Source organism: Pseudomonadota bacterium, assembly GCA_018817425.1.
Taxonomy (GTDB): Bacteria; Desulfobacterota; Desulfobacteria; order Desulfobacterales; family RPRI01; genus RPRI01.
This window is the reverse complement of sequence record JAHITX010000009.1, coordinates 1-26,301: the sequence shown is the minus strand read 5'-3', so window position 1 is coordinate 26,301 and position 26,301 is coordinate 1. Positions and strand designations below refer to the sequence as shown.

Genomic DNA, 26,301 nt, shown 5'->3' with positions numbered 1-26,301 from the left:
TTTGCGGGTATTAAACACCAATGGAAAACCGGTCTTCTTTTCAGAACACATCGCTTTCTCTTGGTGTATCATATCTCTCCCTTCCACGCCTTCAGTTTATCCCTTTGGTTAATTTGCGAAGCAATCTACGAGCTCCTTTTGTTCTCTTTTGTTCTTGTCGAGTTCAATAAAAGTCGGGTCAGTAAAGATAAAGCTCAGCTTTTCAATCTTTTTCAGCTCATTTTTTAGTGATTCAAAACCGTATATAGAAAAAAGACCGGCCGCAACCTGAAGTTTGCTCTCTCTATTGATACTCTTTTTTAAATCATCACCGGCTTTGTCAGTCTTATTGTTGAAGATTTGAATCATCTTTCAGTATCCATTTTTCTCTTCAAAATCTTTCTCCCTGCCCAACACGAACGTTGGGGGGATTTTGTGAGAGAGTTTGACGCCCTTTAGTTATGTAGGTTTTATGAGTCAATGAGACAAGAACCAGTCTTATCAAGTATTAATTTGCCACGTTTTCCCGATAAACTCATGCCTGATAGAGAAAGATCCATCTTTCTCGAAAGCTCCGACATGCTTATCACAAGTTCACGTACAGCAAAATAACAAAATATGCTGCGTGCAATAACACGATTTTGTTCCTATCCCGGAAGAAATATCTGCGACTTATCTATACCGGTAAGTTCCGATATATCGCAGGTTAAATGAAACTGCATATCCGGTAAGCAGCCGCCTCATCAAAGTTGGCCCCGGAACACTACCGGTTTTTACCAGTAAATGAAAATGATTTTCTTGGCATGTCACTTTGATATCAGAAAAAAATCAGATTATAAACTATATATGTCAAGGGCGTCCAAAAATCCCCCCTCGGGTACGAGTTCAGAAAAATAAGAGGGCAACGTTTTGGAGAGGAAGGGCTATTCATTGAAAAAAGGGGAAATGATCCGCATACAAAAAAACATTGTGGAAAGTACAAAAGCAATAATTTTTCGGGGCCAAGAACCGGTAATCCGTGAGGAGCCGGCGGCCCTATCATCCGACTCATTCCCAGTCTCAAAAAAATATTTAAAACTTCAAAGTTTATTTCTTACCTGGCATGTTTAAAAATAAACAGTTGATAACGCAATCTGAAATCTGACCTTTTCGCATTTGTTGTAAATTAACAAGTTCATTTTTAAACTGATGAAAAGTAATCAATGAACTCTAAAAGTTTAATAATAAACTATAACTAATTGAAATCTTTTAAATATAACTTGACAGCATTTTTTATAATCGTTATAAAGGAGTCGATTTAAAGCATTTTAAAAAAAAATGTTACAATCTGATTTCTGAAGTGTCTTAATATTTAAAAGAGTCAGTTATAAAAAAAGTTGTTACAAACGGTTTTTTGAAACGTTAATACAGTTAAGAGGATAAATTTACAAAAAGGAAAGGAGAGAAGTAAATGGACAACGTAATAGATTTTAACAAAGCACTCAAAGACAAAGAGGGTGCCTGGTACGAGGAAGGTATTGCTCTTGTCAACAGTATTGATCCTGATACAGCCAGCAGGATAGTAACGTTTTTATTAACATATGTAACAACAGAGGTTAAGGTCGGGCTCGGTCTCCTGGATACAGAAGATGATCCGGGTGAACTTAAATTCTTTAATAAGATAGCAGACATCTTTGAGAAAGCAGCAGGAGGATGTTATTTTTGTAGCAAAACAATAGATCCGAATGCTGATGAATTTAGCAAGGATACAAGAGCATGTCCAGCGTGTGCTTTAAAGCTTGCGAATTTTGTTCAGGCTCTTGGGATTAATCCGGGAACTGTTTTTAAAGGCATGAAACATAGGGAAGTCCAGAAGGCAAGGGTGATACATAATTTAACACTGGCAAATATGGATACCCCTATCACTAAGCATTAAAAATAACAATATAGAAAACAGTGAGGATAAAATATGGAAGAAGAAATTAAAATCTTTGGAAAAAACATTAAACATGGTATCTCAGAAACTGAAGAAGAACAAACATATTATGTATTTTACTGTAATAATCCTGAGATTGCGGTTATTTGGTATTATAAACAGGATAATGACCTTTCCAACACTTGGCAACCTTTTAAAGAGAAGCCATCTTTTGATTTACTTCATAAGAAGTATAGTTCCTCAGCATGGACAACCGATAATAAAAATGAAAGGAAGTTTAAATATAAGATCAAAGCTGTCATCAAATCCTCACATGCAGAAAGGGAGCTTTGCTGGAATTCGGATTAAAAGCATTTAGCTGTATGGTATGATTTTGAAAGCCAACAATGGAATGACTCTCTTATGGAATGGTGCGGTACACCCTTTAGTTTTTCAGTTTCTTTTAATTGAAGCCATAATACGCTTATTTTTTAAATGTTTGGTTGAGATATTTTTCACGTATCACAGTTTCTCCCAAACCTTTGATAAGAAGAATGTTTTGCAGCACGGATATCATATAAGTAGGTTTGTTATACCGCCTGTCCAGAATTCCGTCCAGAGCTTATCTACCTGATTTCACAATTCACCTGTTATCATAGGTTGCTTATACTCTAAATCTTTTTTTATTAACCGCAGACACTCGCGGACATTCGCAGACAAAGAACAAATTATCTAAACGTCTGCGTTGATCTGCGCACGTCTGCGGTTCATTATTTTTCCCTTTCTTTTTCTATTTTTGAACCATTTTTGTTATCACTTCAACAATTTCAGGATTAGCAAGCGTCATCACATCACCTACTTCTTTCTTGTTCGAAATTGCGCTTAACACGCGCCTCATTATTTTTCCTGAACGGGTTTTCGGCATATCAGGAACAATCCATACTTTTCTCGGTTTTGCTATAGGTCCAATTTCTGAAGATAAGGCATCTGAAATCTTTTTTTCAAGTTCAGCGGTTGGCTTAAAATCGGTTTTCAATGCTGCATACAGATCAGGTACTTTGCCCTTAATTTCATCATTTACCGGAACAACCGCAGCTTCAGCAACTTCAAATACAGTAAGAGCTGCAGATTCGAGCTCTTTTGTTCCAAGCCTGTGCCCGGATACATTAATTACATCATCCATTCTGCCCAATATACGGTAGTAACCATCAGGAGCATCTACTGCGGCATCTCCCGAAATATACGGCCAATCCCGCCAGTCTTTACTGTCTTTATTCTTGCAATACTTTGCATAGTATGTAGAAACATATCTGTCGCGATTTCCCCAAATTGTCTGAAAAGCACCGGGCCATGGATTTTGTATGCATATATTTCCGGCTTTTCCGGCTCCTTTGGGAAGTACTTTTCCATCTTCATCATAGATAATCGGATGAATTCCAGGCATACCCGGTCCTGCGCTTCCCGGCTTCATTGGTTTTATAGCAGGCAATGTAGCACATAAAAAACCTCCGGTTTCTGTCTGCCACCAGGTGTCAACAATTACTGCTTTACCTTTTCCAACCACATTATAATACCATTTCCATACCTCAGGCTCTATAGGCTCACCCACGGTTGTCATATGTTTAAACTCATAGTTATACTTTGCCGGTTCGTCAGGACCGACTTTTCTTAAAGTACGGATAAGAGTTGGCGCCGTATGAAATATATTCACGTCAAGATCCTGGGCTATTCTCCAACAGCGTCCCGGATCAGGATATGTTGGTACGCCTTCATAAATTACCGTTGAAGCACACAGGGCAAGAGGTCCGTAAACAATGTAGGAATGTCCGGTAATCCAGCCTATATCGGCCATACACCAGTAAACATCTTCGGGATGAATATCCTGAACATATTTTGATGTGCCGGCAGCATATGCAAGATATCCTCCCGTACTGTGTTGGCAGCCTTTTGGTTTTCCTGTAGTGCCACTCGTGTACATGAGAAAAAGTGGAGCCTCAGCCGGCATGGGAACAGGATCTATTCTTTTGCCATAATATTTCTTTAAAAGGTCATTTACAAAGTAATCACGACCATCTACCATAGGAACAGATGAAGAATATGTTCCGGGATAACGCTGCCACACAAGAACCTTATCAACAACCTGCCCTTCTTTTCCTGCTGCTTCAACTGCGATATCAGCTTTTTCTTTATGATCAATAAGAGTCCCGCTTCTATAATAGGAGTCAATAGTAATCAACACCCTGCTTCCCGAATCAACCACTCTGTCCGCAGCAGCCCTGCCACTGAATCCGCCAAAAACTTCTGAATGAATAACACCCAGCCTTGCACATGCAAGCATTGTAATAGGAAGATCTGCGGTCATTGGCATATGAAGCGTTACTCTGTCTCCTGCTTTAAGACCGGCAAAATCTCGCAAAAGCGCAGCAAGCTCATTAACACGCACATATAATTCCTGATATGTAATATGTTCAACTTTTTCATTTTCCAGTTCAGGTACAAAATGGATAGCTGTTTTGTTTTTATTTTTCGGCAAATGCCTGTCAATGCAATTATAGCTGGCATTTATTTTTCCACCTGAAAACCATTTCCAGCAGGGAGCATCGCTTGTGTCAAGAATTGTATGCCAGTATTCATACCAGTCAAGAAGATCTGCGTATTCCTTGTAGCAGTTTGGGAAATTATCAAGGCTGAAACGATCATAGATCTTATCATCTGTCATATTCGCCTGGGCAATAAACTTTGGGGAAGGATAATAATATTCTTCTTCCTGCCAGTGTACAGCAATTTGTGCTTCAGATGTTTCTGAAACTTCTTTTCTTGTCATGATTCACCCCTTTTTATATTCTGATATCTTAGCAAAAGTTCCTGAACAAAAATCAGTCTTTATCTATCCATAAAGCATTTCTTGCATGGAGCAAAACCTTCCCAAAAGGCATCCCACTTCGTATTGAAATATTTAATATTTCTTTTGCTTATTTTACCGGCAAACCGGCATTTCTTTTTATGAAATCTTTTAGATTTTATATTTGCGACATACTCACTGTTGCTATCTTCCCAATTTTGCCAAATCCCAGTTTTTAAACTCATGGCATTTTGCTGTGATTTTAGAAAAAGCTTTTCAAATTTTAAATTTGGCGCTATCGGCAGACAAAAGGCAAAACCTTTATCAATCATTTCATTATTTACAAAAGTTCCGTCAGATAAATATACATAAGCAAGCACCCGTCCATATTTATCATATTTTTCGTCATCAAACTCAAGGCGCACTTTATTTAAATACACCAGATTTTTATTAAATTGTTTTGCCTTGTAAGCATAAGGTTCTGCTTTATTATCTTGATGCTCAATTTCAGGTGCGTTTATACCGATGTAGCGAATTTTTCTACCGTCTTTTAATACGATAGTATCGCCGTCATTCACCCATTTCACTTCGTATAGCTCGGAGCAATATGCACAATTGCCCACACATAAAATCAAAAAAAGAAAACCAATAATAGTATAGTATGTTTTTAGGGTTTTTATCATTTCAAATTTTTCCTTTGAAACAGTATATGGGGAATGCTATAAAATTATTCAGGCTTGATAATGCTTATACTTAATGAGATTAATTTTTTAATAATAACAGCTGTTCAAATATTTAAAAAGAAAAATTTAAAATAATAACCAGGATTTTTTAATGAATAATACTATTTTACCAAGCACGCGACCTGTTTCGGTCATGAGTTTTAATCTTAGATTCGGTTTTGCAGAAGATGGGAAAAATAATTGGATACACCGAAAAGATTCCTTTAGGCCTCTTTTATTGGCTTTTGAAAATGATTTTTACGCCTTTCAGGAGGCTAATGATTTCCAGATTGATTTTTTGTCAGATCTTTTGCCCAATCACAATTATATAGGTCAAAGGCATCCGGCTCCGGCACGTTGGCAAAGTGATGTAATTTTTTATAATAAATGCTGGCAATGTGTTTATTCTAACCATTTTTATTTAAGTACAACTCCTCATATACCCAGTCGATTTCGTGGAAGTAAGTGGCCACGACAGTGTACGCTGGGTATCTTCAACAACGGCAGGCATAATTTGATTGTAGTAAACACCCATTTTGATTTCGAGTCTGATGTACAGATTAAAAGCGCTCAATTGATACGAAAACGTTTGCGGTGTCATGCAGGAAAAGGGCCGATAATTTTGATGGGTGATTTTAATGCAACATCGGACAGTGCATGCTATCTGGAATTTACTTCAAAAGTTGATGGGCGTCCGAAATTTTTCAACGCATTTAAAGAACCCTGTATCGGTACTAGCCATGGTTTTACCGGAAAAAGTAATGGAGATACAATAGATTGGATTTTATATAGCGGGAATTTAATAGTTGAAAATGCACAAGTTATCACGAACAAATTTTCGGATAGATATCCATCCGATCACTTTCCTTTGATAGCAAATTTTGGATTCAGATAGGATTCAAGGGGTCGAGGGTTCAAGTGGAAGTAGTAATGAAAATATCTACTGTTCGCTTTGCAGCCCGCAGTGTATTACAGCACTCCTATCAAGCAATGCAGATAACCCGCCATATTTTTCAGGTATGAATCCTGTTGATTTTTCCCAGACCTCATCGTCTTCCATGCAAAAATAAACAAGAACATCAGGAGAAATTTCTTTTATCCATCCAACTATTTTTTTATAAATATCAATTCTTAGCGGTTTAAAATATCTCATTTTACCATCAAGACCTGTAATAAATTCGCCATAGGCAATTTTTGAACCAAAGAATCTGTCTTTTATTATATTTTTTAGAGGAGGAATAAACCTGAATGTACCTATGCTTATCCATACAATGTTATCGGGAGATACATATGAAAATATTTTTTGGATAACTTTTTTATATTCTTCTTCACAACCATCATAAATAATTACAGGATCAAAATGAAAGCTGACAGGATACCCCCATGACTCACACAAGGCTGCCGCTTCAAGCCTTGCATTAAGTGATGATGTTTTGCGTTCTTCTTCTCTTATTACTTTTTCGGTGTTTAACGACCATGATACTATCGTTTTACGGTTATGGGATAGCTCTTTTAAAAACTTGATGTTTATTGTTTTTGTTTTTAGTTCAAGAACCGCCCTATTCTGTTTTGAAAATTTATTTACCAACATACCGGAAAAATCCATCAAACTTTCCCATATTAAACTGTCTGTAAACTCACCGGTTCCAACCCTGGAAATGCTATTATTTTCAAAAAGCAAATTTATCTCATTTGTCATATCTTCATGATTAACAAAAAACTGTAAAACCGGAGGATGAAAATATGACTGAAGAATACAATATGAACAGTCCATACTGCAAAAAGTTCCGATATGTAAAATCTTGTAACCGCAACATGTATAACAGCTTGTTCCCGGGCAATCTCTTATGAAAGCTCCTTTGTTTTTTGTTATAAAAAGAGTTTCTTTAGCAAGTTGAATGGAATGTTCGGATGCATTAATAAAGTCATAAACCCGATGGTGATCGCTCACTATTTCATATTGCATGTTTAAGCGCGATAATATAGATTTCGCAGCGGGAAAATCAATTACATCTTCATCTATAAAAAGTTTTGATATTTTCAAAAGTCCCCTGCCCTATTGCCCCATAACAGATTTTACAGCATCCACAACCATAGCCGCACTTGGTTTATAAAACTTTTCCTGAGGTGGTGAAAAAGGAACAGGAATATCAGGAGCAGCAACCCTTTTAATTGGCGCCTTAAGAAAATCAAAAGCATCTTCTGCAACTATTGCAGCAATTTCTGCCCCGAATCCTCCAAATTTGGTTGCATCATGCAAAACTACCAGCCTGCCGGTTTTTTTAACCGAGTTCAAAAGACAATCTCTATCCAGCGGAACAAGACTTCTTAGATCTATTACTTCAGATGAAATGTTCTCTTTAACTAAAATTGCTGCTGCTTCCAATGCGGTAAATATCGCCCCTCCATATGATACTATAGTGCAGTCACTGCCTTCCATAGCTATTCTGGCTTTTCCAAGCGGCACACGATAATCACCTTCGGGAACCTCGTCTTTTGCCCAATAAAGTCCCATTTCCTCAATTACGATTACCGGGTTTGGATCAAATATAGCGCTTAAGAGCATGCCTTTTGCATCTTTTGCAGTAGAAGGAAAAACAACCTTAAGTCCGGGACTGTGGGCAAGCCATGCCTCCAGATTATGTGAATGCTGACAACCCGCAGAAAAACTTACACCAGCCTTAACACGTACCGTTAAGGGAAAACTTGATTTTCCGCCGCTTAAATATCTTAATTTACCTGCGTGATTAACAAGCATATCAGTTGCAAGTGTAATAAAAGGTAAAAACATAATTTCTACCACAGGATGCAGCCCCATACATGAAGCTCCTACTGCCAGGCCTGCAATAGCCGCTTCGCTAACAGGTGTATCCTTTACTCTTTTGGGGCCATATTTATCAAGAAGGCCGTAAGTAGGCATATTGGGGTCATAATGAATCGAAGTTCCAACACCTTCTCCTGCAATAAAAACCGATTCATCCATACCCATTGCCAAATCAAGTGCGTTATTTACTGCCTGTCCAAATGATATTTGTGCCATCATGAACCTCCTGTTTTAAACCCAAACATCAGTCAATGCTTCTTCGGCAAGAGGATACGGGCTTTCATCTGCAAAAGCCACAGACTCATCAACCATAGCATTAATATTTGTCTCAATTGTCCGGAGTTCATCTCCTGTAACTATACTTTCTCTTAACATCTTTTCTCTCAAATTTCTGACAGGACATTTTTTTTTCCAAAAAGCAAGCTCTTCTTTTTCCACATAATGCTGATGATCGTTTTCGCCATGTCCGCGCATTCTGTAAGTCTTTGCTTCAATCAGTGCGGGCCCTTTTCCGCTACGGCAATAATCCGTCATAAATGAGGCAAGTGCATAAACTTTTTCAACATCATTACCATCAACATATTCGCCTGGCATACCATAGGCAATCCCCCGTTGGGCTATTTCTCCCACAGAACAATGTTGGGCAAGGCTTTGAGCTCCTGCCCAGCAATTATTCTCACAAACAAAAAGAACGGGCAATTTCCATAAAGCGGCAAGATTCATTGCCTCATGCACACTACCCTCAGCGGCCGCGCCATCACCGAAAAATACTACTGTAATATTGGGTTCGTTTCTATATTGCTGTGCAAACGCAACTCCTGCGGCCAGAGGCGGCCCGGCCCCGACTACTGTTGATGTCATAAGCGCATTTACTTCAGGCACTGCCAAATGCAGTGTTCCTGATTTGCCTTTATTGACTCCACCTGCCTTTCCCATAATTTCTGCCATAAGATATTTTGGATCAGCCCCTTTTGCGAGAAGATGCCCATGACTTCTGTGATTGCTGACAATCACATCATCAGCATTAAGTGCTTCAATAATACCAACAGCAACTGCTTCCTGGCCGTTGGCAAGGATTTGCATGCCCGGAATCCTTCCCTGTTCCTGTACAAGCTCTATTATACGCTCCTCAAATTTTCGTATCAGAACCATCTTTTCATACATAGTTTTTAAACGGGTCGCATTTAGCTGTGCTTCCATAACAGACCTCCTGCTCTTTAATGTATTTTGAAAAATTGTGCTGCATTTAGATAAAATATTTTCTCGCTGATATCTGCCGGCACACCATAGAAATTTTTAAATTTCAGCACATCTTCAAAAAACTTCGTGCCTGAATCTGTGTTGCACATAATACGGTCAATTTTATCCGAATGAGTTGAAACTATATTTTTCATATCATCCCAGGAGGTTTTGATCTTACTTAAGGTTACTCCTGCCCAAAAGCCGGCATTAAGAACAGCATCGATTGTTTCGATAGAACAGTGATCAATAACAAGTGATGGTGCAATATCAGTAAAATGATCTAAAATTTTCAAGGTGCTTTCAGTAGCAGATAGCTTATTTGTCCTGGAAGTATGAACTCCTATGATTTTCCCGCGTTTTAAAAAGTTTTTTCCAAGTTCTATCTGAGCAATAAAAATCTCCCGTTCTTTGGCATCAAAGGTTTCAAACCCAATCTCTCCTATTCCGAGACAAAGTGGATCATCAATATAAGGTTCAAGAAGAGACTCGATTGTTTCAGGCTTTAAATCCTGTGGTATTGAACGGGGATGAACTCCGGCAAGATAATAGCATTTAAGACCGTCTGCATAATGTTTTCGGATACATTGAGCTTTATATTCAAGGCAGTCTCGCAGCTTCAAAACCGAATCAACCCCTTCAAAATATGCCCATGACACAACGATACAGTCGTTATCTTTAAGCCATTTGATCCGATGAGGATGATATTGCTCGATCAAATCAAGATGGACATGGCTATCAATAATATTTTTCATATTTGCCATAAATCGATTCTTACTTGCATCAATTACTTATAGTTATAATGATTTAAAAGAATAAACATTAGCTTTGTCGATTTAGCCGAATCAGCAAAATAAGTAAAACCCGAAAAATCTTTATGAAAAAACAGTATGCGAAAAGTAATAGAAAATCAAATGAAAATTAAATGAAAATTAAAGAGGTTCCTGTTTCAAAAATTGAACATAAAACAATCCGACAATTTATCATATGTATGCAATTTCCTAACCGGAAATTACTGAACTTTAGTAATAAATAATGAAATGTTTATCTTAAACTTTTAAAAACTTTTATCTTGAGTTAACACCCGGTCTAAGTTATTATTACCATAATAATATGTACCATGTTATCCTGTTCGTATTTACCACTACCTTGAAACATTTGGAAATGTTCGGCCCACAGCACCTGCTTTACGGAGCTTTACGTAAAATAATATTTCAATAAGAACCTGTTTGGGGTGATTGAAACGTAAGATCAAAGGGGACGGAGTAGACGGCCAGTGTCTTCAAACTGCAATAACCATGCAGGCAGAGTTGAATCGCCTTCGAAAAGAGAATAACTACTTGGAAACAGTGTAAACTTAACCATAAGGAGGGCTTACCATGGCAAAAAATAATGAGGTCAAGTTAGCAGAGATTGTGGAAAAGTACGAAAAGGAAATCCTTGAGGACTGGATCAAAGAGCAGATGTCAGCCGTGACTAAGCGGGAAGACCTCATCTCCGACGTTGAACTCCGCAAGCAGTCCGAGAACTTTTTGAGGCTCTTTGCGCAGGCCTTACAGAAGGAAACCGTCAGCATTGAGATGATCCAATGGGATGCCGCCCGCGAACTGCTCGGCAACATCTCCCGCTCCCGTGCAGTGCAGGGCTTCAGCGCTACAGAGACCGCAACCTTTGTGTTTTCACTGAAACAACCGTTGTTCAACCGGATAAAGAGTGAGATGGAAAGCAATCCTCAGGAACTGCTGGAAAATATCTGGGAACTTTCGATACTCATTGACAAACTGGGCCTCTACACAACCGAAATCTTTATAAAGAACCGCGAAGAAGTGATCAGGCGGCAGCAGATGGAAATGATCGAGCTTTCAACCCCGGTGGTCAAGATATGGGAGGGTGTGCTCGCCATACCGCTTATCGGAACGCTAGACAGCGCACGCACCCAGGTGATCATGGAAACGCTCCTACAGGAAATCGTCAACACAGGCTCCAGCATCGCGATCATCGACATTACCGGCGTGCCCACTGTGGACACGCTCGTTGCCCAGCACCTTCTAAAGACTGTTGCCGCAGCCCGCCTCATGGGCGCGGAGTGCATCGTCTCGGGCATCAGGCCGCAGATCGCACAGACCATGGTACACCTTGGCGTTGCCTTCGGGGATGTTATCACCAAGGCGTCCCTTGCTGATGCAATAAACCTGGCGATGAAAAAGACCGGATTTATTGTAACCCGTCCGCAGGCTTAAGACAACAGGGAGATAACATGGAACGGATACCAATAATAAGGATGGGGGAGTTTCTCCTTGTCACCATACAGGTGGACATGTACGACCGCCTTGCCATGGCGCTTCAGGACGATCTTACCAAGAGCATCGTAAAAAACGGGTCAAAAGGCGTGCTCATCGATATTTCATCTGTTGACATGGTCGATTCGTTTATCGGCAGGATGCTCGGCAACATCGCGTCAACATCCCGGATTCTTGACGCTGATACAGTCATCACGGGAATGCGGCCTTCTGTAGCCATCACCATGGTCGAACTCGGCCTTTCCCTTGAGGGGGTTATGACCGCACTTAATGTTGATCAGGGTATCGGGATCTTGCGTAAGATGATATCCGCCGGGCAAGAAGGTACAGGATCATGATCGTAACCGGGAATGAAAAAATTGAACTGGCGGCAAGCGAGGATATTGTCAGGGCCCGGCTGGCAGTTCGCAAAAAGCTGGTAGATCTGAAATTCAGCCTTATCGACCAGACCAAGATGGTCACTGCTGCGAGCGAGATCGCGAGGAATGCAATTGACTACGGCGGCGGCGGAACCCTGACCCTGGAGGAGCTGGCGGATGGCGGAAAAGCAGGGCTCAGGCTGATCTTCGAGGACCATGGACCCGGCATTGCCGACATAGACCTGGCAATGAAGGATGGTTATACGTCTGCCTGCGGGCTCGGGCTGGGACTCAGTGGTTCTAAGCGGCTCGTGAACGAATTTTCGATCGACTCTGTGCCCGGCAGAGGCACTATAATTATCCTGGTGAGATGGAAGATATGAACGATATGAAGATTATACCTGTTTTCAATCAGACGTTTCGCACGGAAGTGACGGAAATGAGCCAGGTTGGAGAGGCCCGCCGCATGGCCTTTGAAATAAGCGCTTTTATCGGGCTCAGCGAGACAGAGGCAGGGACAGTGTCCATCATTGTCAGTGAGATCGCCAAGAACCTCATAAAGCACGCCGGGTGTGGAGAAGTGCTGATCAGTCCGGTACAATACAGGGACGAGTTCTGGATTGATATCCTCGGCCTTGACAAGGGCCCCGGCATTGCCGGTATGGCCCAGTGCATGCAGGACGGCTATTCGACAACGGGCAGCCCCGGCACCGGGCTTGGCGCAGTCAAGCGACTCTCGACCATCTTTGACATTATTTCAGCGCCGGCAGCAGGCACTGCCGTATTGAGCCGGTTAATCAGAAAGCAGGAGAAGGTAAAGCAGTTACCACCTCTTATGGATATCGGTGTTGTGAACGTCCCGATAAACAGTGAACAGGTTTCAGGAGACGGCTGGGCAGTTGCCGAGAGCAGCGGCAGAACAGTGCTTATGGCGGCTGACGGGCTCGGCCACGGGGTTCTTGCCTCAGATGCTGCGCGTGCCGCAGAAAAGGTTTTCAGGGAGCAGTCTTTCCTCGGGCCAACGGAACTGCTCGAATATATCCATAACAGTATCAAACACACCCGGGGAGCTGCCGTTGCGATTGCCGAAGTAACACACGCAAAAAATATGCTGAAATATTCAGGCATCGGCAATATAACGGGGATTCTCCATACAGCCGAAAAGAGCAGGAACATGGTCTCAATGAATGGTACCGCCGGCGGGGAGGCAAGAAAGATGCAGGAATTCGCATACCCCTTTGCCCCGGCAGAAAACAGCAGACAACCGCTTATTATCATGCATTCCGACGGAATCGCAACGATCTCAGCGCTCGACCGCTATCCGGGCATAGAAAACCGGCACCCCGCCCTTATCGCAGGCATCGTGTATAAGGATTTCAGACGCGGAAGAGACGATGCCATGGTGCTTGTTGCTAAAAAAAGACCATAAGATTGATGATTTATGATTGTCGATTGATGATCTAAAGAAGGATAATAGCCCATGGACATGCTTATCATGAAGGTTGCGATCCGTTATGAGCAGGACATCGTGCTTGCGCGCCAAAAGGCGCGGCAGATAGCTGAACAGCTCGGGCTTGATAAGATCGTTCAGGCCCGCATCAGCAGCGCCGTATCGGAAATAGTGCGAAACGCCTTTCAGTATGCCTCAGGCGGCGAGGCTGAATTTCAGATCAAAAGCAGCAGGGACTCGCAGGCCTTTATCATACGCATCAGCGACCGCGGCCCCGGCATTGAGAATTTAAATGAGGTCCTTGACGGCAAGTACAAATCACAAACCGGCATGGGCCGTGGCATACTCGGCGCGCGGCGTCTAATGGACGACTTTCTCATCGAAGCAGCACCGGGAAAGGGCACTGTCGTTACCCTGATAAAGACGCTTCCCGCAAAAATTCCTTCTCTCACCGGGGAGATGGTTTCAAAAATAGCTGAAAAGCTGAGAAGTAAAGAACCTGAGAACCCCTTTGTCGAGATACAGCAACAGAACCAGGAGCTGGTGCAAACCCTCCATGAACTCCAGCTGAAACAGGAAGAGCTGGAGCGGGTAAATCAGGAACTTGAGGATACAAACCGGGGAGTGCTCGCGCTTTACGCCGAGATCGACGAAAAGAGCAACCGTATCCGCTCTGAAAGTGAGATTAGAACCCAGTTCTTCTCAGGTATGAGCCATGAATTGCGCACGCCGATTAACTCCATACTCTCGCTCTCGCGGCTGCTGATCGATCGGACGGACGGCGACCTGACAAAAGAGCAGGAGCGGCAGGTCTTTTACATAAAGACTGCTTCCGAGAGTCTTTCCAGCCTGATCAACGATCTTCTTGACCTCTCCAAGATACAGGCAGGCAAGATCACACCGAACATATCCGACTTTACGGTTACCCAGGTGTTCAGCGCGCTCAGGGGCATGATAAAGCCCCTGCTCGGTAACACGCCCGTGGCACTGGTGATTGAGGAGACAGAGGGCATTCCGCTCCTGAACTCCGACGAGGGCAAGCTCTCGCAGATACTTAGAAACCTCACCTCCAATGCCATTAAGTTCACCGAGACCGGGGAGGTGCGCATATCAGCCCATTTTGCCCCTGACAGGGGTACGGTCTTTTTTTCGGTTGCGGACACCGGTATCGGCATTGCTTCGGAAGACATAGAAAGGATATTTGAGGAATACACGCAGGTATCTACAAAGCTGCAGGCAAAGGTGAAAGGCACCGGGCTTGGGCTCTCGCTCTCCAAAAAGCTCGCGGAGTTCCTTGGCGGCAGCATGTCTGTCGAGAGCATGCCCGGAAGCGGCTCAAAATTCTCCTTTGAGATACCTGTCGATTTTTCAAAAAAAGACAAGACGGAAAAAGAGAAAAAGGCTGTCGTGGAGGTTGACGTTACCAGGAAGCAAGTGCTCGTGCTTGAAGACAATCCCGCTACCATGCTTGTCTATGAGACCTATCTCAGGGGCAGTGGCTTCGAGGTGGTCCAGGCAAGAACCTCAAAGCAGGCAACAGAGCTGCTCGGGTCAATAAAGCCCCTTGCGATCATCCTCGACATTCTCCTTGAGAAAGAGGTTGGTTGGGATTTTCTTCAAAGGCTGAAGATGAACCCCGATACCTCTGACATACCTGTTATCGTTGTATCGGTGATTGATGAAAAAGAGAAGGGGGTTGCCCTGGGCGCGGACGACTATTGCGTCAAGCCGGTGGAGCGCGACTGGCTACTGAAGAAGCTCTTATCGCTTTCAACCCGGACAGGCTTTGAAAAAATACTGGTTATTGATGATGAGGATGTTGCGCGCTATCTTTTGAGAAGCCATCTCGCAAATACAAAGTACACGGTGATCGAGGCTTCCAACGGAGAAGAAGGTATCCGCCTTGCACGCGAGCAGCAGCCGGACATTATCTTTCTTGACCTTGTAATGCCGGGCTTAAGCGGTTTCGAGACCCTCGACCGCCTGAAGTCTATCCCTGAAACTATGGATATCCCTGTTATAGTCAATACATCAAAGATTCTGACCGGCGAAGAAAAAGCGATTCTTGAGAAAAACACCTCAGATATTCTCATGAAAAAAACTTCGTCCAGAGAGGAGGCTATCGCCCGGGTTAGGGAGGCGCTCATAAGGATATCCGAGAAAAAAGAGTGAAGGAGGGCTTATGAACGTAAAAGACAGGACAATTCTTGTTGTTGATGACAATGAAGCCGGCCGCTATTCGATATCGCACATACTGAGGCAGGCAGGCTTTAAGGTAAAGGAAGCGGCAACAGGCGCCGAGGCTCTGGAAATCTCGGCCCAAAAGCCGGACCTGGTGGTGCTTGACATAAACCTGCCGGACATAAACGGGCTTGAGGTCTGCAAAAGAATCAAGGAATCCCCTGTTACAGCAACCATTCCCGTGCTGCATCTCTCAGCTACATTTATTGATACAAAATCAAGAGTAACTGGCCTTGACAGCGGGGCTGACGGGTACCTAGTGCAACCGGTTGGGTCCGACGAGCTGCTTGCTACCATCAATGCTCTCTTGCGTATGAAGAGCGCTGAAGAAAAGGCTAAAAAGGCCGTTGAGGAACACGATCGCACGATCAAGCAGCTTAAGGAAGCGCTCCTGCAGGTCAAGACTCTCAGCGACCTTCTCCCGATCTGCATGCATTGCAAAAAGATACGCGATGATCAGGGTTATTGGAATCAGATCGAGGAATATATCAACAAATATACAGACACACGGTTCAGCCACTGTATTTGCGAAGACTGCATGAAAAATCTCTATCCTGAATATTGGGAAGAAACAAAAAAAGGCAAAGCTGTCGATAACAGCGGAGATTCGGTTGATGCAAAATAAAAGACCGCTCATCTTAAATGTGGATGACTATGATGCAGGACGTTATGCCACTACGAGGGTCCTGACGATGGCCGGGTTCAACGTCATTGAGGCGGAAAACGGTGCTGAGGCCCTGAAGAAGGTCAAAGAGGAACAGCCCGATCTGGTTGTCCTTGACATCAATCTGCCTGATATAGACGGTTTTGAGGTATGCAGGAGGATTAAGGAATATCACTCCTTAATCACTATCCCTGTCCTGCACCTTTCCGCAACATATACTGACACTATTGCAACAGTAAAGGGACTCGAAGGCGGCGCCGACGGCTATCTTGCTCAGCCGGTTGAGCCGCTGGTGCTCATTGCAACGATAAAATCTCTTCTGAGGCTCAGGGACGTTGAGGCAAAGGCGGTTTCAATGACCTCGCAGTGGCAAAATACCTTTGATGCCATCTCCAGTTCTGTATTCATTCTGGACCTGGAATGTCGAATCCTTAAATGCAATAAAGCCACAGAGCTGCTACTCAATAAAACTCAGGATGAAATTATCGGCAGCCATTGCTGGGACTTGATACACGGCACAAGCAAACCGATACCAGCATGTCCTTTGCCAGCCATGATGAAAGAGCGTCAGAGGAAAAGCATTGTTCTAAAAACAAACGATCATTGGCTTCAGGCTACGCTTGATCCAATACTGGATGAAAAGGGCAATCTAACCGGAGCAGTTCATGCCATTGATGACATCACCGAGCATAAACGGTCGGAAGATGAAATAGACATAAGAAACAAAATTGCAAATATCTTTCTTACTTCAATCTCAGACGATGAGATGTACAGTGAGGTGCTGCGGGTTGTCCTGGAAATTATGGAAAGCAAATACGGGGTTGTTGGATATATTAATGAGGGTGGAGCAGTAGTAATCCCCTCAATGTCCGGACATATTTGGGATGAATGTCAGATTCCGGATAAAACTTATGTATTTGATCGGGATAAATTGGGAGATAGCTCCTGGGCCCGCGCAATAAGAGAGAAAAAGTCAAACTTTACAAATGAATGCTCTGCCCTCACCCCTGAGGGTCATATCACTATCACCAAACATATTTCCATGCCGATTCTCTTTCAGGAAGAGGTTATCGGGCTTATCCAGGTTGCGAACAGAGAGAAGGATTATACGTTGATTGACGTTCAGTTATTGGAATTAATAGGTAATGGCATCATAGCTCCGATACTGAAGGCGAGATTGCAGCGGGACAGATATGAGCGTGCCCGAAAGCAGGCAGAGGAGGCATTGCGTGATCGGGAAGAAAAATTGGCCGAGGCGCAGCAAATTGCGCATCTCGGTAGCTGGGAATGGAATATAAAGACGGGGGCTATGAATTGGTCGGATGAGCAATATCGGATTTTTGGATATGAACCTCAAGAGTTTCCGGCCACTTATGATCTTTTCCTTTGCTCGATACATTCAGATGACAGAGAAAGCGTATTGAAAACGATGAAGGGGGCATTGGATGGAACACAACCTTATCAGATTGAATTCAGAATTTCAAACAAGGACGGGACAACGCGTATCATCGAAACCCGTGGAACAGTTTATCTTGATATGCTCGGAAAACCCGACATTATGTTCGGTACGGTTTTAGATATCACAGAGCGCAGGAAGCTTGAAGAGCAGTTCCGGCAGGCACAGAAAATGGAGTCGATTGGGCGGCTGGCCGGTGGGGTGGCCCACGATTACAACAACATCCTCAGCGTGATTCTGGGTTATACGGAACTGGCCCTCAACAAAGTGAGCACTGATGATCCCCTGCATACCGATCTTAAAGAAATTTTATCTGCTGCCAGGCGTTCCACAGATATTACCCGCCAACTTCTGGCTTTTGCCCGTAGACAAACTGTTGTCCCCAAGTTGCTCGATCTGAACGAGACCTTGGAGGCAATGCTCAAGATGCTGCGGCAGCTCATCGGCGAGGATATCGATCTTGCCTGGTTTCCCAGAGTAAAACTGTGGCCGGTTAAAATGGACCCCTCCCAGGTCGACCAAATCCTGGCTAACCTGTGCATTAATGCCCGGGATGCCATCGCCGGCGTTGGTAAAGTCACCATCGGTACGGACAATGTTACCTTCGACGCAGCCTATTGCACCGATCACACCGGTTTTATTCCCGGAGAGTATATTCTGCTATCTGTCAGCGACAACGGCTGTGGCATGGACAAGGAAACACTGAATAAACTATTCGAACCGTTTTTCACCACCAAGGCGGTGGGCTGTGGCACAGGCCTGGGGCTAGCTACGGTTTATGGCATTGTAAAGCAGAACAACGGATTTATTTATGCGTACAGCGAACCTGGAACAGGAACGACCTTTAAGATTTATCTGCCGCGCCATGCGGGTGAAGTCGGGGAGATAAAAGTAGAAAGCGCGGCGGAAATTCCCAAGGGACGCGGCGAAATCATTCTGGTGGTAGAAGATGATCTTTCTATCTTGAAACTAATTGATAAAATTCTTAAGGTCCTTGGCTACAAAGTGCTGGCCGCCAGATCTCCAAACGAGGCCATGGTTCTTGCAGAGGAACATACGGTGGCGCTTAACCTGCTGATCACCGACGTGGTCATGCCCGAAATAAACGGTAAGGAATTGGCCAAGCGTGTGCATACCCTCAACCCGAATATAAAGACCCTGTTTATGTCCGGCTACACGGCCGATGTGATCGCTCACCGGGGGGTGTTGGAAGAGGGTATCAATTTCATTCAAAAGCCTTTTTCGACACAAGACCTGGCCGCCAAGATCAGGGAGGTGCTGTATCACTGATTAATCACAGGCAAACTCCCGGCTTTGCCGGGCGACTCTCAGTTTATGACTTTACCAAAATCAATGCCCAGATCTTCCATGACTACCTGGATACCTGCTCTAGCTCCGCCAAAGACACCGGGTCCAGGATGGGTGCAGGCTCCGATCATATATAACTTATCAACTGGAGTACGATAATTATGCCAGCCGGAAAAAGGACGGTTTCCTGACATCTGCATGTTATATGTGCCTATCTGGCATATATCGCCTTTTAGCATTGTGGCGTTATGTCTTTCATAAAACAAAGGAGAATGAATGGCCCTTCCTAAAATATTGTCGCTTCCCATGTTGGTAGCCAGATTCTGAACCTGACCCAAAATATCATCGGCTACATCTTTTTCTATCTCATCCCATTTTTGAGGCCCGCCATTTCTTAAAGCATATGGTGCAAATGAATAAAGATACATAGTATGATTACCTTCAGGCGCTCTTGTCGGATCGAGCTTAGTTGCAACAAATGATGAAAACACATCGTTTCTTGGAATCCCGTTATCAATAGCTTGAAAAGCATGCTGAAATTCATAGGGGTCTGAATTGTGATATGCAAGCCAGTGTGATTTAAATCCGTTTTTCCATATCGGCGCTTCTTTTAATGCGAGATGCTGATTTAAAGCGGAAAAGCCGGAGTGTTTCAATCCCTTTACGTTTTGCATAAAATCATCAGGCAATTTACTTCCTGAAACCATATCGGGAAATACCTGCTTAATGTTTAAAGTAGATAAAACAGCTTTTGATGCCTTAATTTCTTCACCGTTATCAAGTATTACGCCTGTTGCCTTGCCGCCTGAAATTCTAAATTCTTTTACACGGCTTGAAAGCTTGATTGTACCGCCCAGAGATTCAAGGCACTGGGCCAAAGCTTCGGACAACTTGCCGGAACCGCCAACCGGAAATCCACTTCCGTATTTGTGCTGCAATGGTATGAAAAGAAAAAGATGAAGTCCCGTACCTTTTGTAAACGGATTAATCATCTGTTCGGATGAAAAACGCGTCATGACAATTCTCATCTTATCGCTTTCAAACCAGTCTTCGGCAATATCCCAGGCGCTTGATAACAAAGCTTTGATAAATAAGCGGCCCGCAGGGTTTGAATCCATCATGGCCATTGTTTGTCCAAAGCTTGGAGTAGGATTATACATTCCCATAAGCAGCATATCCAGTAACTGAAACGACCAGTCATGGAATTTACGATAGGCCTCGGCATCATGTTGTGAAAATTTAGCTATTCCCTCACAGGTTTTATCAAGACTACGATATTGAGTAAAATACGTACCATCATCAAAGTTTACTCCTGTAAATGTATCGGGAGTAATATATTCCAACCCAAATTTGGATAACAATCTAAGTTCATCTTTTTGTATTACGGGATTCGGATAAATCAGACCATGCCAGGTAGAGCAAACATCATGTTTAAATCCCGGCACTGTTATTTCATCAGTAAATACTCCGCCGCCTACATTGTTTCTGCTTTCTACTACACAAACATTAACACCTGCCTTTGCAAGATATGCCGCAGCCATTAATCCGTTATGCCCGGCACCAACAACCACTACATCATACTTCTCCGCCATTTTATAAAATCCTTTTCATTTACCAATTTACTATTTAATAACGTTCATAAATAACAGATTTTATAATCTGTAATATTAATATTTCTTTTACTTCTATCTGTAAAGGCGCTGTGAAAAACTGGCTAAAATATTGCTGATGACAAAAACAAGCAGGCAGCACAAGCCAATTGTAATAGCACCATATAACCACGTAATAGTTTCAGACCATCCGGAGTTGAGTGCCTGTGCGACCGGTGCGGTGGTCGAACCAAGCACACCACCGTAAATAAAAGTCGGCAAAAACAGCAGCAGCAACTTGCGTGCGCCGGACAGATGAGGTAGCAAAGCATACAACGCCGCACCAAGCACAAAGCCGCCGGTAGCATCTGCAAACGAAAACCATAGTGGTGAACCAAAATAGTGAAACGGCTGGTTGCCATAAAATGCGCTTAAATCAAGCCATTCACAAACCGATACCGCAAACCAATCTATAAAGACCAGTGCAAAAAAATACGACATGGCCTGTTTAACAGAGACGCCACGTTCAAAACGGCGCAGTAGCAAATACGCGGCACCACCAATAAACCATGCATATCCGAATGGTATGAACCACGGTATTGTACGTCCATATGCGGAATAAACGGAGAGGGGATTTTCTGTTGGAAACCAGTACAATAGTGTGTTATCAAACACCGGCTCTATAAGGAAGGATGAAATAGCAGCGCCCATAAAAATCAGTGGCATTACCGGGCCGCGTTTGCGCTCGTCTGACAGCGCCCACCATAGCAGCAGCGCTACAACAATAATTATACAAACAATTAAAAAGATTATTCCCTCAGGAGAAGGAGCAGGCATCACCGGCATAACAGGAGCCAATTGATTCATTACGCTTTCCTTTCTCTGATACTATAAACACAAAGTGAACCTTTACCTTACCAATATCATATCAGGGAACAAGCGTACTCGGCCCACCAAAGGCGACACGCAACAGTATTGTAGGCAAATTATATACAAACCAGAACATAATGTTCATAGTAAGCGACCAGACCAGAAAACGGGCAAATTCACGCTTAGCGCCGGAAGCCATACGATGCACACCGAACAAACGCTCATGCAGCCAAATGCCGGTCTCATCTTTTTGGACAAAAAGCCAGACCACCATAACGGCAAAAAACACAAAATATAAGATCGGCCATACCAGAGGGAAATTACCACGCGCCGTTATCAGTGCCGGACCAAGAATATTTGTATAGCTGAACCAGCCTAGTGAGGCCGAAACCCCTTCGACAGCCAGATCCCATAAATAAAATATTGGGATAACAACTACTGCCGTAGAACGCAACGAACTCCAGGCCGGTCTGGCTTTTTTTATACGCTCCGCAAGCATGACAAGCAGGGCAAAAACTATACCAAAGTACCAGCCATAGCTTGGAATAACCGCCCATGGTTTGCTTGGCGCAGTCCACAAGGTCGGACCCCAGGGAATCTGGGCAAAATTATAGTTGAAAAGAAGATAAGCTCCCCAGTCGGCATACCACTCCTGCCACCACATAGTCGTGCCGCCTAAAAAAAGCAGTGCAGATAAAGAGAGCACCCCGGTGCGTCGTGTACGGCTGAAGTGAAAGGCTGCTATGCCCAGCCAGACCAGAGGTAGTACAATTTCAAAAATCCAGGGTACTAAAGGTTCTCCCATGCCTGAAGCCATTGCTAAATCATTCATAATTTCAACTCCTTGCAATATGCATTACTTGTTAGTATATTATAATTTTCCTGTATCTAAATAAAAATAATATATTACTGCAGTGTTATATTTTAAAAGACACCGCAGTAATATTATACTGCAATAAATATAAATATTATTATTTAGACAACAATAAGAAATTATTTACATTAAAAAAGCTGGCATCAAGTATTGAAGCAGGTGCATACAAAGTATTTTCCGGACCCGCTCCCCGGCTTACACAAGTAGCGTGACGAGATTTTTCATCAATATATAGTTGAGCATCATGATCCCCTACATTGTTTTTACCGCTTGGGGTTTCACTGTAATGCGCCACGATAGAAAACCATGTCCGGAAATCACCTGATTGTTCAAACACCTCCTTGAACCATATGACATTAGTTTCCTGATCAATATAATTTACGTGCAAACCCCAGTTATAATAAGGATCTTTAGGCATCTGTTCAACAACCCATACTTTTCTTGGAACATATGTCAAATTAATAGGCGCCCAGGATATCCCCTTCCATTTTGGGTCCTGAAAGCCCAGGTTGATATGTTTACCGGTAAAAGGAAATACTCTGCTTATCATTCCATCAGGCAAATCCTGCGCAGGCACTATATTGGGACTGGTAAAACCAACCAGAATTGTTTTTTCACCTATATACGTCCATTTCATTGTTCTGTCTTTTCCGCCCCATCCGTAATTTGTATCCAACCACGAATCAGAACCCATGAAGGGGTCGGACCTTGTCGTTGAGCCGGTTTGCCTAATCCTGCGAATGGCAGGAACATAAGCATAATTGCTATCGGCCCTTTCGTTCATATAAATAGAAGCCAATGTGTTGGTTCCTTTCATAGTCATTGGCTCCAAAACTCTTTCAAATTCGTAGGTCAGTACTTTTTCAGGATTTCTTAGTTCCTGACCGGGTGCTCGGCCATTCATATAAAGGCGGTAATCAATACCTGAAACATAGCGCTCCTCTCCTTTTGGTGTTATCCATGAAATATGAATTTGATCTTTTGATCCCAGAAGACGATATCTCTGGAAATTGGAGTTGTATATGATCTTTGCCCCGGCTTTGGGATCTTTAAGATCAATTTTGGGAAAAGGATAGCCATAAATATTTTCCGGGTATTTCCCGGTACGTTTATCTATCAAATCGCCATCAGGAGTTATATCAAATTTCCCTTCATTTTTTGCGCTCGCTGCAAGAAATTTATCGGTATGTTTATATTTGAAATTTATTTTTCCCGGTGTAACAATATAATCGCCCCTTTCAACCGCACTGTACATTGCCGGAATCAAAAGATCTTTATATAGGCTGCAATTTGCTTTGTCGATTACTTTCGACAACTCCGCTGCATTGACAATACCCTCACACAAAAGCAGAACAAACAAAAAACACATGAACATTCCAAAATATTTTAAATTCCCAATTTTCTTCATCTCTTTTTTCCTCCCCTTACATTTTTTGTGTTATATTTATCTTTCTCTCCGGCATTAAACAGCCCTTTTGCAAATCGCATCAGCTTCTATGCGTTGTCAGGCAAGACATCAAACAGCAAAAGGGCTGTTTAATACCGGAGAATTCTTTTTTACTTATTACTGCTATGATCTTTTTTTAAGCTTTATCATTTATACCGGAAGCCGAATTGCGCGGGAGAATTTGCGCAGGTACTGAAGATGATTAGTCAGCTCGATATAATTCGCCTTACGGGAAACGTCTGCCGCCAGATCTCTTTGTTTTTTTGAAAGAAGTGCTAATTTGGCTCCGGTACCGGCTGCATTTCCTATTTGCGAAAACAGCTCAACAGGAAGTTGCGGAAACATTCCAATCTCAATGGCACTGATCACGTCTATATAGCTACCAAAAGCACCTGCGATTATGATTTCTTCAACATCATCGAAATTAAGTTTCGCCTCTTCCAAAAGGATATTCATGCCTGCTGCTATCGCAGCTTTGGCAAGTAATATTTCACTGATGTCCGTCTCGTTTATAACAATATCTTTGCCACTTCCGCTGTCTTTTGCAGGCACAAGGACAAACTCCTGTCCATTGGGCCCGCCTTTTATACGTGGATGATCACACATTTTTCCGGTGCGATTAATAACACCGGCTTTACGCAATTGAGCAACCGCATCCAGAATTCCGGAACCACAAATACCGATTGCCGGATCATTGTTTATAGTTTTGCATTCCACAGTTGAATTTGTTATTTTTATTTTTTCAATAGCACCATTAGATGCCCGCATACCGTCTTTAATATGAGCGCCTTCGAAAGCAGGCCCCGATGCGCAGGATGTGGAAAACAATTTTCCGTGTGCGGAAAGGGTTATCTCCGTATTTGTGCCGATATCTATAGCTATAGAAACTTTCTTTGTATTGTAGATTTCCGTTGCAATAAGTACGGCAACATGATCTGCGCCCACAAATCCGGCAATATTGGGCAACATGTGGATATAAGCGCCGGGGGCAATGTTTAAACCTAAATCCCTGGCTTTAATATCTACTGAAGTTCTTATTGCCGGTATGTATGGTGCAAGAGCCAGTTGCCTGACCGGTAAACCAAGAAACAGATGATGCATGGCTGTATTGCCGACAACAACCGCTTCGACAATCATTTCAATGTCAAGATTTGTTTCTGAACATAAATCTGCTATCAGTTTGTTAATATCTTCTGTTGCTCCTATACGGAGAGGTTTTTCATCCTTTTCTATAGCGTGTGCTAAACGAACCATCAAATCATCGCCATAGGTAGTTTGTTGGTTTATTACGCCCTTTGCAGCCAGAATTTCTCCTGTTTGCAGGTCTGCAAGATATGCTGCTATCTTTGTTGTTCCAAGATCAACAGCCAGACCAAGCATTCTCCCTTCCGGCTTGCCTGTCTGGATTATTTCTCTGTTTCGCAATACAATCCCTGCCTGCCATTCAAACTTGCGTAAGATGTTGGAAAGAGTACGTTGTACCGGCAGATCAATATCAATTTCTTTTAATCCATATTCATGGTTGAGATAATCGAACATTGCTATCTGGTCCGACCTTTGGTCCAGCATATCGGGAGGAAATAAACTTATGTTATATTGCTGCACCACAGGTTCCAAAGCCACCGTCTTGCCGTTGCCGGCAACCTGCAATTGATGAGAATCAACCATACTTTCTGCTGGAATTTCTACCGTAACGTCTTCATACACCCTTGCCAAACAAGCCAGTCGGTACCCATGGGCAATACCTTCCGCACCGATTTTATCTATTTCCTTGTCTGTAGGAGGTGATACCCCACCCGAAAGTATGCGGACTTTGCATTTGCCGCAGGAGCCTTGGCTGCCACATGAGGAAACCAGACTCACTCCGGCATTACGGGCAATCTCTGCGATAGAAATTTCTTCTGAACAGTAGACCTGTCTTTTTATCGGTTCAAATATTATACTACTCATTTAATGCCTCAAACTACATAAAATGTAGTGGCCTCTTGGCTGCAATCATAGCCGCCTCGTGGAAAGACTCACTTAATGTCGGATGTGCGTGGATAGTTTCTATTATCTCTTCAATAGTAGCTCCCTTTTGCATGGCTAAGGCTGCCTCATGAATCATATCCGTAGCCGTTCCTCCAATTATAAAGGTCCCTACTATTTTGCCGGATGCTTTATCTACAATTACTTTTACAAAGCCTTTTGTATCTCCGCTTGCAACAGCTTTTCCGCAGGCTGAAAAAGGAAATGAACCAACC

General features: G+C 43.0%; 23 protein-coding genes. 10 read left to right on the top strand and 13 right to left on the bottom strand.

Annotation, left to right across the window (positions count from 1 at the left end; genetic code table 11):
- Positions 1-108: 108 nt before the first annotated feature.
- Positions 109-348 carry a helicase gene (locus KKC46_02345; GenBank protein ID MBU1052652.1) on the bottom strand — a complete coding sequence of 80 codons (240 nt, stop codon included), beginning with the start codon at positions 346-348 and terminating at the stop codon, positions 109-111.
- A gap of 1,081 nt (positions 349-1,429) precedes the next feature.
- Here KKC46_02345 and KKC46_02340 point away from each other — a divergent pair.
- Both KKC46_02340 and KKC46_02335 read left to right on the top strand, forming a co-directional pair.
- On the top strand, positions 1,430-1,894 hold the full coding sequence (locus KKC46_02340; GenBank protein MBU1052651.1) for a hypothetical protein: 465 nt from the start codon (positions 1,430-1,432) through the stop codon (positions 1,892-1,894).
- A 33-nt stretch (positions 1,895-1,927) separates the two neighbouring features.
- Positions 1,928-2,242 carry a hypothetical protein gene (locus KKC46_02335; protein MBU1052650.1) on the top strand — a complete coding sequence of 105 codons (315 nt, stop codon included), beginning with the start codon at positions 1,928-1,930 and terminating at the stop codon, positions 2,240-2,242.
- A 421-nt stretch (positions 2,243-2,663) separates the two neighbouring features.
- Here the strand turns inward: KKC46_02335 and acs are convergent, their stop codons facing one another.
- Both acs and KKC46_02325 read right to left on the bottom strand, forming a co-directional pair.
- Positions 2,664-4,697 (bottom strand): acetate--CoA ligase, encoded by a 2,034-nt coding sequence (gene acs / locus KKC46_02330; protein MBU1052649.1) that lies wholly within the window; start codon positions 4,695-4,697, stop codon positions 2,664-2,666.
- A 59-nt stretch (positions 4,698-4,756) separates the two neighbouring features.
- Positions 4,757-5,293: a thermonuclease family protein gene (locus tag KKC46_02325; protein ID MBU1052648.1), complete on the bottom strand. Its 537-nt coding sequence runs from the start codon at positions 5,291-5,293 to the stop codon at positions 4,757-4,759.
- A gap of 256 nt (positions 5,294-5,549) precedes the next feature.
- On the opposite strand from KKC46_02325, the gene KKC46_02320 reads away from it, so the two are divergent.
- The gene (locus tag KKC46_02320) at positions 5,550-6,332 is read left to right on the top strand and encodes an endonuclease/exonuclease/phosphatase family protein (GenBank protein MBU1052647.1); all 783 of its coding nucleotides are present in this window, start codon (positions 5,550-5,552) and stop codon (positions 6,330-6,332) included.
- 45 nt (positions 6,333-6,377) lie between these two features.
- Here KKC46_02320 and KKC46_02315 read toward each other — a convergent pair whose 3' ends face one another.
- The 4 genes from KKC46_02315 to KKC46_02300 are packed head-to-tail and all read right to left on the bottom strand — an operon-like array spanning position 6,378 to position 10,264.
- Positions 6,378-7,481, bottom strand: a complete 1,104-nt coding sequence (locus tag KKC46_02315) for a DNA photolyase (GenBank protein MBU1052646.1) — start codon at positions 7,479-7,481, stop codon at positions 6,378-6,380.
- A gap of 12 nt (positions 7,482-7,493) precedes the next feature.
- Entirely contained in the window at positions 7,494-8,477 is a 984-nt protein-coding gene (locus KKC46_02310) for an alpha-ketoacid dehydrogenase subunit beta (GenBank protein ID MBU1052645.1), read from the bottom strand.
- A 15-nt stretch (positions 8,478-8,492) separates the two neighbouring features.
- Positions 8,493-9,461, bottom strand: a complete 969-nt coding sequence (locus KKC46_02305; GenBank protein ID MBU1052644.1) for a thiamine pyrophosphate-dependent dehydrogenase E1 component subunit alpha — start codon at positions 9,459-9,461, stop codon at positions 8,493-8,495.
- A 17-nt stretch (positions 9,462-9,478) separates the two neighbouring features.
- The gene (locus KKC46_02300) at positions 9,479-10,264 is read right to left on the bottom strand and encodes a TatD family hydrolase (protein ID MBU1052643.1); all 786 of its coding nucleotides are present in this window, start codon (positions 10,262-10,264) and stop codon (positions 9,479-9,481) included.
- Between the two features lie 615 nt (positions 10,265-10,879).
- Between KKC46_02300 and KKC46_02295 the strand changes: the two genes are divergently transcribed.
- Genes KKC46_02295 through KKC46_02265 form a run of 7 tightly spaced genes read left to right on the top strand, consistent with a single transcriptional unit; the run spans position 10,880 to position 19,260 of the window.
- A complete protein-coding gene (locus KKC46_02295) occupies positions 10,880-11,740 on the top strand; it encodes an STAS domain-containing protein (GenBank protein MBU1052642.1) in 861 nt (286 codons plus the stop codon).
- 17 nt (positions 11,741-11,757) lie between these two features.
- Positions 11,758-12,138, top strand: a complete 381-nt coding sequence (locus KKC46_02290) for an STAS domain-containing protein (protein MBU1052641.1) — start codon at positions 11,758-11,760, stop codon at positions 12,136-12,138.
- Entirely contained in the window at positions 12,135-12,542 is a 408-nt protein-coding gene (locus tag KKC46_02285; protein MBU1052640.1) for an anti-sigma regulatory factor, read from the top strand. Before KKC46_02290 ends, KKC46_02285 begins: the two co-directional genes overlap by 4 nt.
- Entirely contained in the window at positions 12,539-13,588 is a 1,050-nt protein-coding gene (locus KKC46_02280; protein ID MBU1052639.1) for a SpoIIE family protein phosphatase, read from the top strand. Before KKC46_02285 ends, KKC46_02280 begins: the two co-directional genes overlap by 4 nt.
- Positions 13,589-13,639: 51 nt before the next feature.
- Positions 13,640-15,781: a response regulator gene (locus tag KKC46_02275; GenBank protein MBU1052638.1), complete on the top strand. Its 2,142-nt coding sequence runs from the start codon at positions 13,640-13,642 to the stop codon at positions 15,779-15,781.
- Between the two features lie 10 nt (positions 15,782-15,791).
- Positions 15,792-16,475, top strand: coding sequence for a response regulator transcription factor (locus KKC46_02270; GenBank protein ID MBU1052637.1), 684 nt, complete (start codon positions 15,792-15,794; stop codon positions 16,473-16,475).
- On the top strand, positions 16,465-19,260 hold the full coding sequence (locus tag KKC46_02265) for a response regulator (GenBank protein ID MBU1052636.1): 2,796 nt from the start codon (positions 16,465-16,467) through the stop codon (positions 19,258-19,260). The genes KKC46_02270 and KKC46_02265 overlap by 11 nt, the downstream gene beginning before the upstream one ends.
- A 38-nt stretch (positions 19,261-19,298) precedes the next feature.
- On the opposite strand, the gene KKC46_02260 is transcribed toward KKC46_02265, so the two are convergent.
- The 6 genes from KKC46_02260 to KKC46_02235 form a co-directional block, all read right to left on the bottom strand.
- Positions 19,299-20,870 (bottom strand): NAD(P)/FAD-dependent oxidoreductase, encoded by a 1,572-nt coding sequence (locus KKC46_02260; GenBank protein ID MBU1052635.1) that lies wholly within the window; start codon positions 20,868-20,870, stop codon positions 19,299-19,301.
- 93 nt (positions 20,871-20,963) lie between these two features.
- A complete protein-coding gene (locus KKC46_02255; GenBank protein MBU1052634.1) occupies positions 20,964-21,734 on the bottom strand; it encodes a hypothetical protein in 771 nt (256 codons plus the stop codon).
- Between the two features lie 61 nt (positions 21,735-21,795).
- Complete coding sequence (locus tag KKC46_02250; protein MBU1052633.1) at positions 21,796-22,569, bottom strand: spirocyclase AveC family protein; 774 nt, start codon at positions 22,567-22,569, stop codon at positions 21,796-21,798.
- Positions 22,570-22,708: 139 nt separating this feature from the next.
- Positions 22,709-24,019 (bottom strand): DUF1329 domain-containing protein, encoded by a 1,311-nt coding sequence (locus KKC46_02245; protein ID MBU1052632.1) that lies wholly within the window; start codon positions 24,017-24,019, stop codon positions 22,709-22,711.
- A gap of 189 nt (positions 24,020-24,208) precedes the next feature.
- Positions 24,209-26,008: a DUF4445 domain-containing protein gene (locus tag KKC46_02240; protein MBU1052631.1), complete on the bottom strand. Its 1,800-nt coding sequence runs from the start codon at positions 26,006-26,008 to the stop codon at positions 24,209-24,211.
- 13 nt (positions 26,009-26,021) lie between these two features.
- A partial coding sequence (locus tag KKC46_02235) for a dihydrolipoyl dehydrogenase (protein MBU1052630.1) occupies positions 26,022-26,301 on the bottom strand: 280 nt, incomplete at its 5' end.

What these genes read in the sequence shown, in the direction of transcription:
- KKC46_02345 (MBU1052652.1), bottom strand. Translation starts at nt 348, where the DNA reads ATGATTCAAATCTTCAACAATAAGACTGACAAAGCCGGTGATGATTTA.
- KKC46_02340 (MBU1052651.1), top strand. Translation starts at nt 1,430, where the DNA reads ATGGACAACGTAATAGATTTTAACAAAGCACTCAAAGACAAAGAGGGT.
- KKC46_02335 (MBU1052650.1), top strand. Translation starts at nt 1,928, where the DNA reads ATGGAAGAAGAAATTAAAATCTTTGGAAAAAACATTAAACATGGTATC.
- acs (MBU1052649.1), bottom strand. Translation starts at nt 4,697, where the DNA reads ATGACAAGAAAAGAAGTTTCAGAAACATCTGAAGCACAAATTGCTGTA.
- KKC46_02320 (MBU1052647.1), top strand. Translation starts at nt 5,550, where the DNA reads ATGAATAATACTATTTTACCAAGCACGCGACCTGTTTCGGTCATGAGT.
- KKC46_02310 (MBU1052645.1), bottom strand. Translation starts at nt 8,477, where the DNA reads ATGGCACAAATATCATTTGGACAGGCAGTAAATAACGCACTTGATTTG.
- KKC46_02305 (MBU1052644.1), bottom strand. Translation starts at nt 9,461, where the DNA reads ATGGAAGCACAGCTAAATGCGACCCGTTTAAAAACTATGTATGAAAAG.
- KKC46_02300 (MBU1052643.1), bottom strand. Translation starts at nt 10,264, where the DNA reads ATGGCAAATATGAAAAATATTATTGATAGCCATGTCCATCTTGATTTG.
- KKC46_02295 (MBU1052642.1), top strand. Translation starts at nt 10,880, where the DNA reads ATGGCAAAAAATAATGAGGTCAAGTTAGCAGAGATTGTGGAAAAGTAC.
- KKC46_02290 (MBU1052641.1), top strand. Translation starts at nt 11,758, where the DNA reads ATGGAACGGATACCAATAATAAGGATGGGGGAGTTTCTCCTTGTCACC.
- KKC46_02285 (MBU1052640.1), top strand. Translation starts at nt 12,135, where the DNA reads ATGATCGTAACCGGGAATGAAAAAATTGAACTGGCGGCAAGCGAGGAT.
- KKC46_02280 (MBU1052639.1), top strand. Translation starts at nt 12,539, where the DNA reads ATGAACGATATGAAGATTATACCTGTTTTCAATCAGACGTTTCGCACG.
- KKC46_02275 (MBU1052638.1), top strand. Translation starts at nt 13,640, where the DNA reads ATGGACATGCTTATCATGAAGGTTGCGATCCGTTATGAGCAGGACATC.
- KKC46_02270 (MBU1052637.1), top strand. Translation starts at nt 15,792, where the DNA reads ATGAACGTAAAAGACAGGACAATTCTTGTTGTTGATGACAATGAAGCC.
- KKC46_02265 (MBU1052636.1), top strand. Translation starts at nt 16,465, where the DNA reads ATGCAAAATAAAAGACCGCTCATCTTAAATGTGGATGACTATGATGCA.
- KKC46_02260 (MBU1052635.1), bottom strand. Translation starts at nt 20,870, where the DNA reads ATGGCGGAGAAGTATGATGTAGTGGTTGTTGGTGCCGGGCATAACGGA.
- KKC46_02255 (MBU1052634.1), bottom strand. Translation starts at nt 21,734, where the DNA reads ATGAATCAATTGGCTCCTGTTATGCCGGTGATGCCTGCTCCTTCTCCT.
- KKC46_02250 (MBU1052633.1), bottom strand. Translation starts at nt 22,569, where the DNA reads ATGAATGATTTAGCAATGGCTTCAGGCATGGGAGAACCTTTAGTACCC.
- KKC46_02245 (MBU1052632.1), bottom strand. Translation starts at nt 24,019, where the DNA reads ATGAAGAAAATTGGGAATTTAAAATATTTTGGAATGTTCATGTGTTTT.
- KKC46_02240 (MBU1052631.1), bottom strand. Translation starts at nt 26,008, where the DNA reads ATGAGTAGTATAATATTTGAACCGATAAAAAGACAGGTCTACTGTTCA.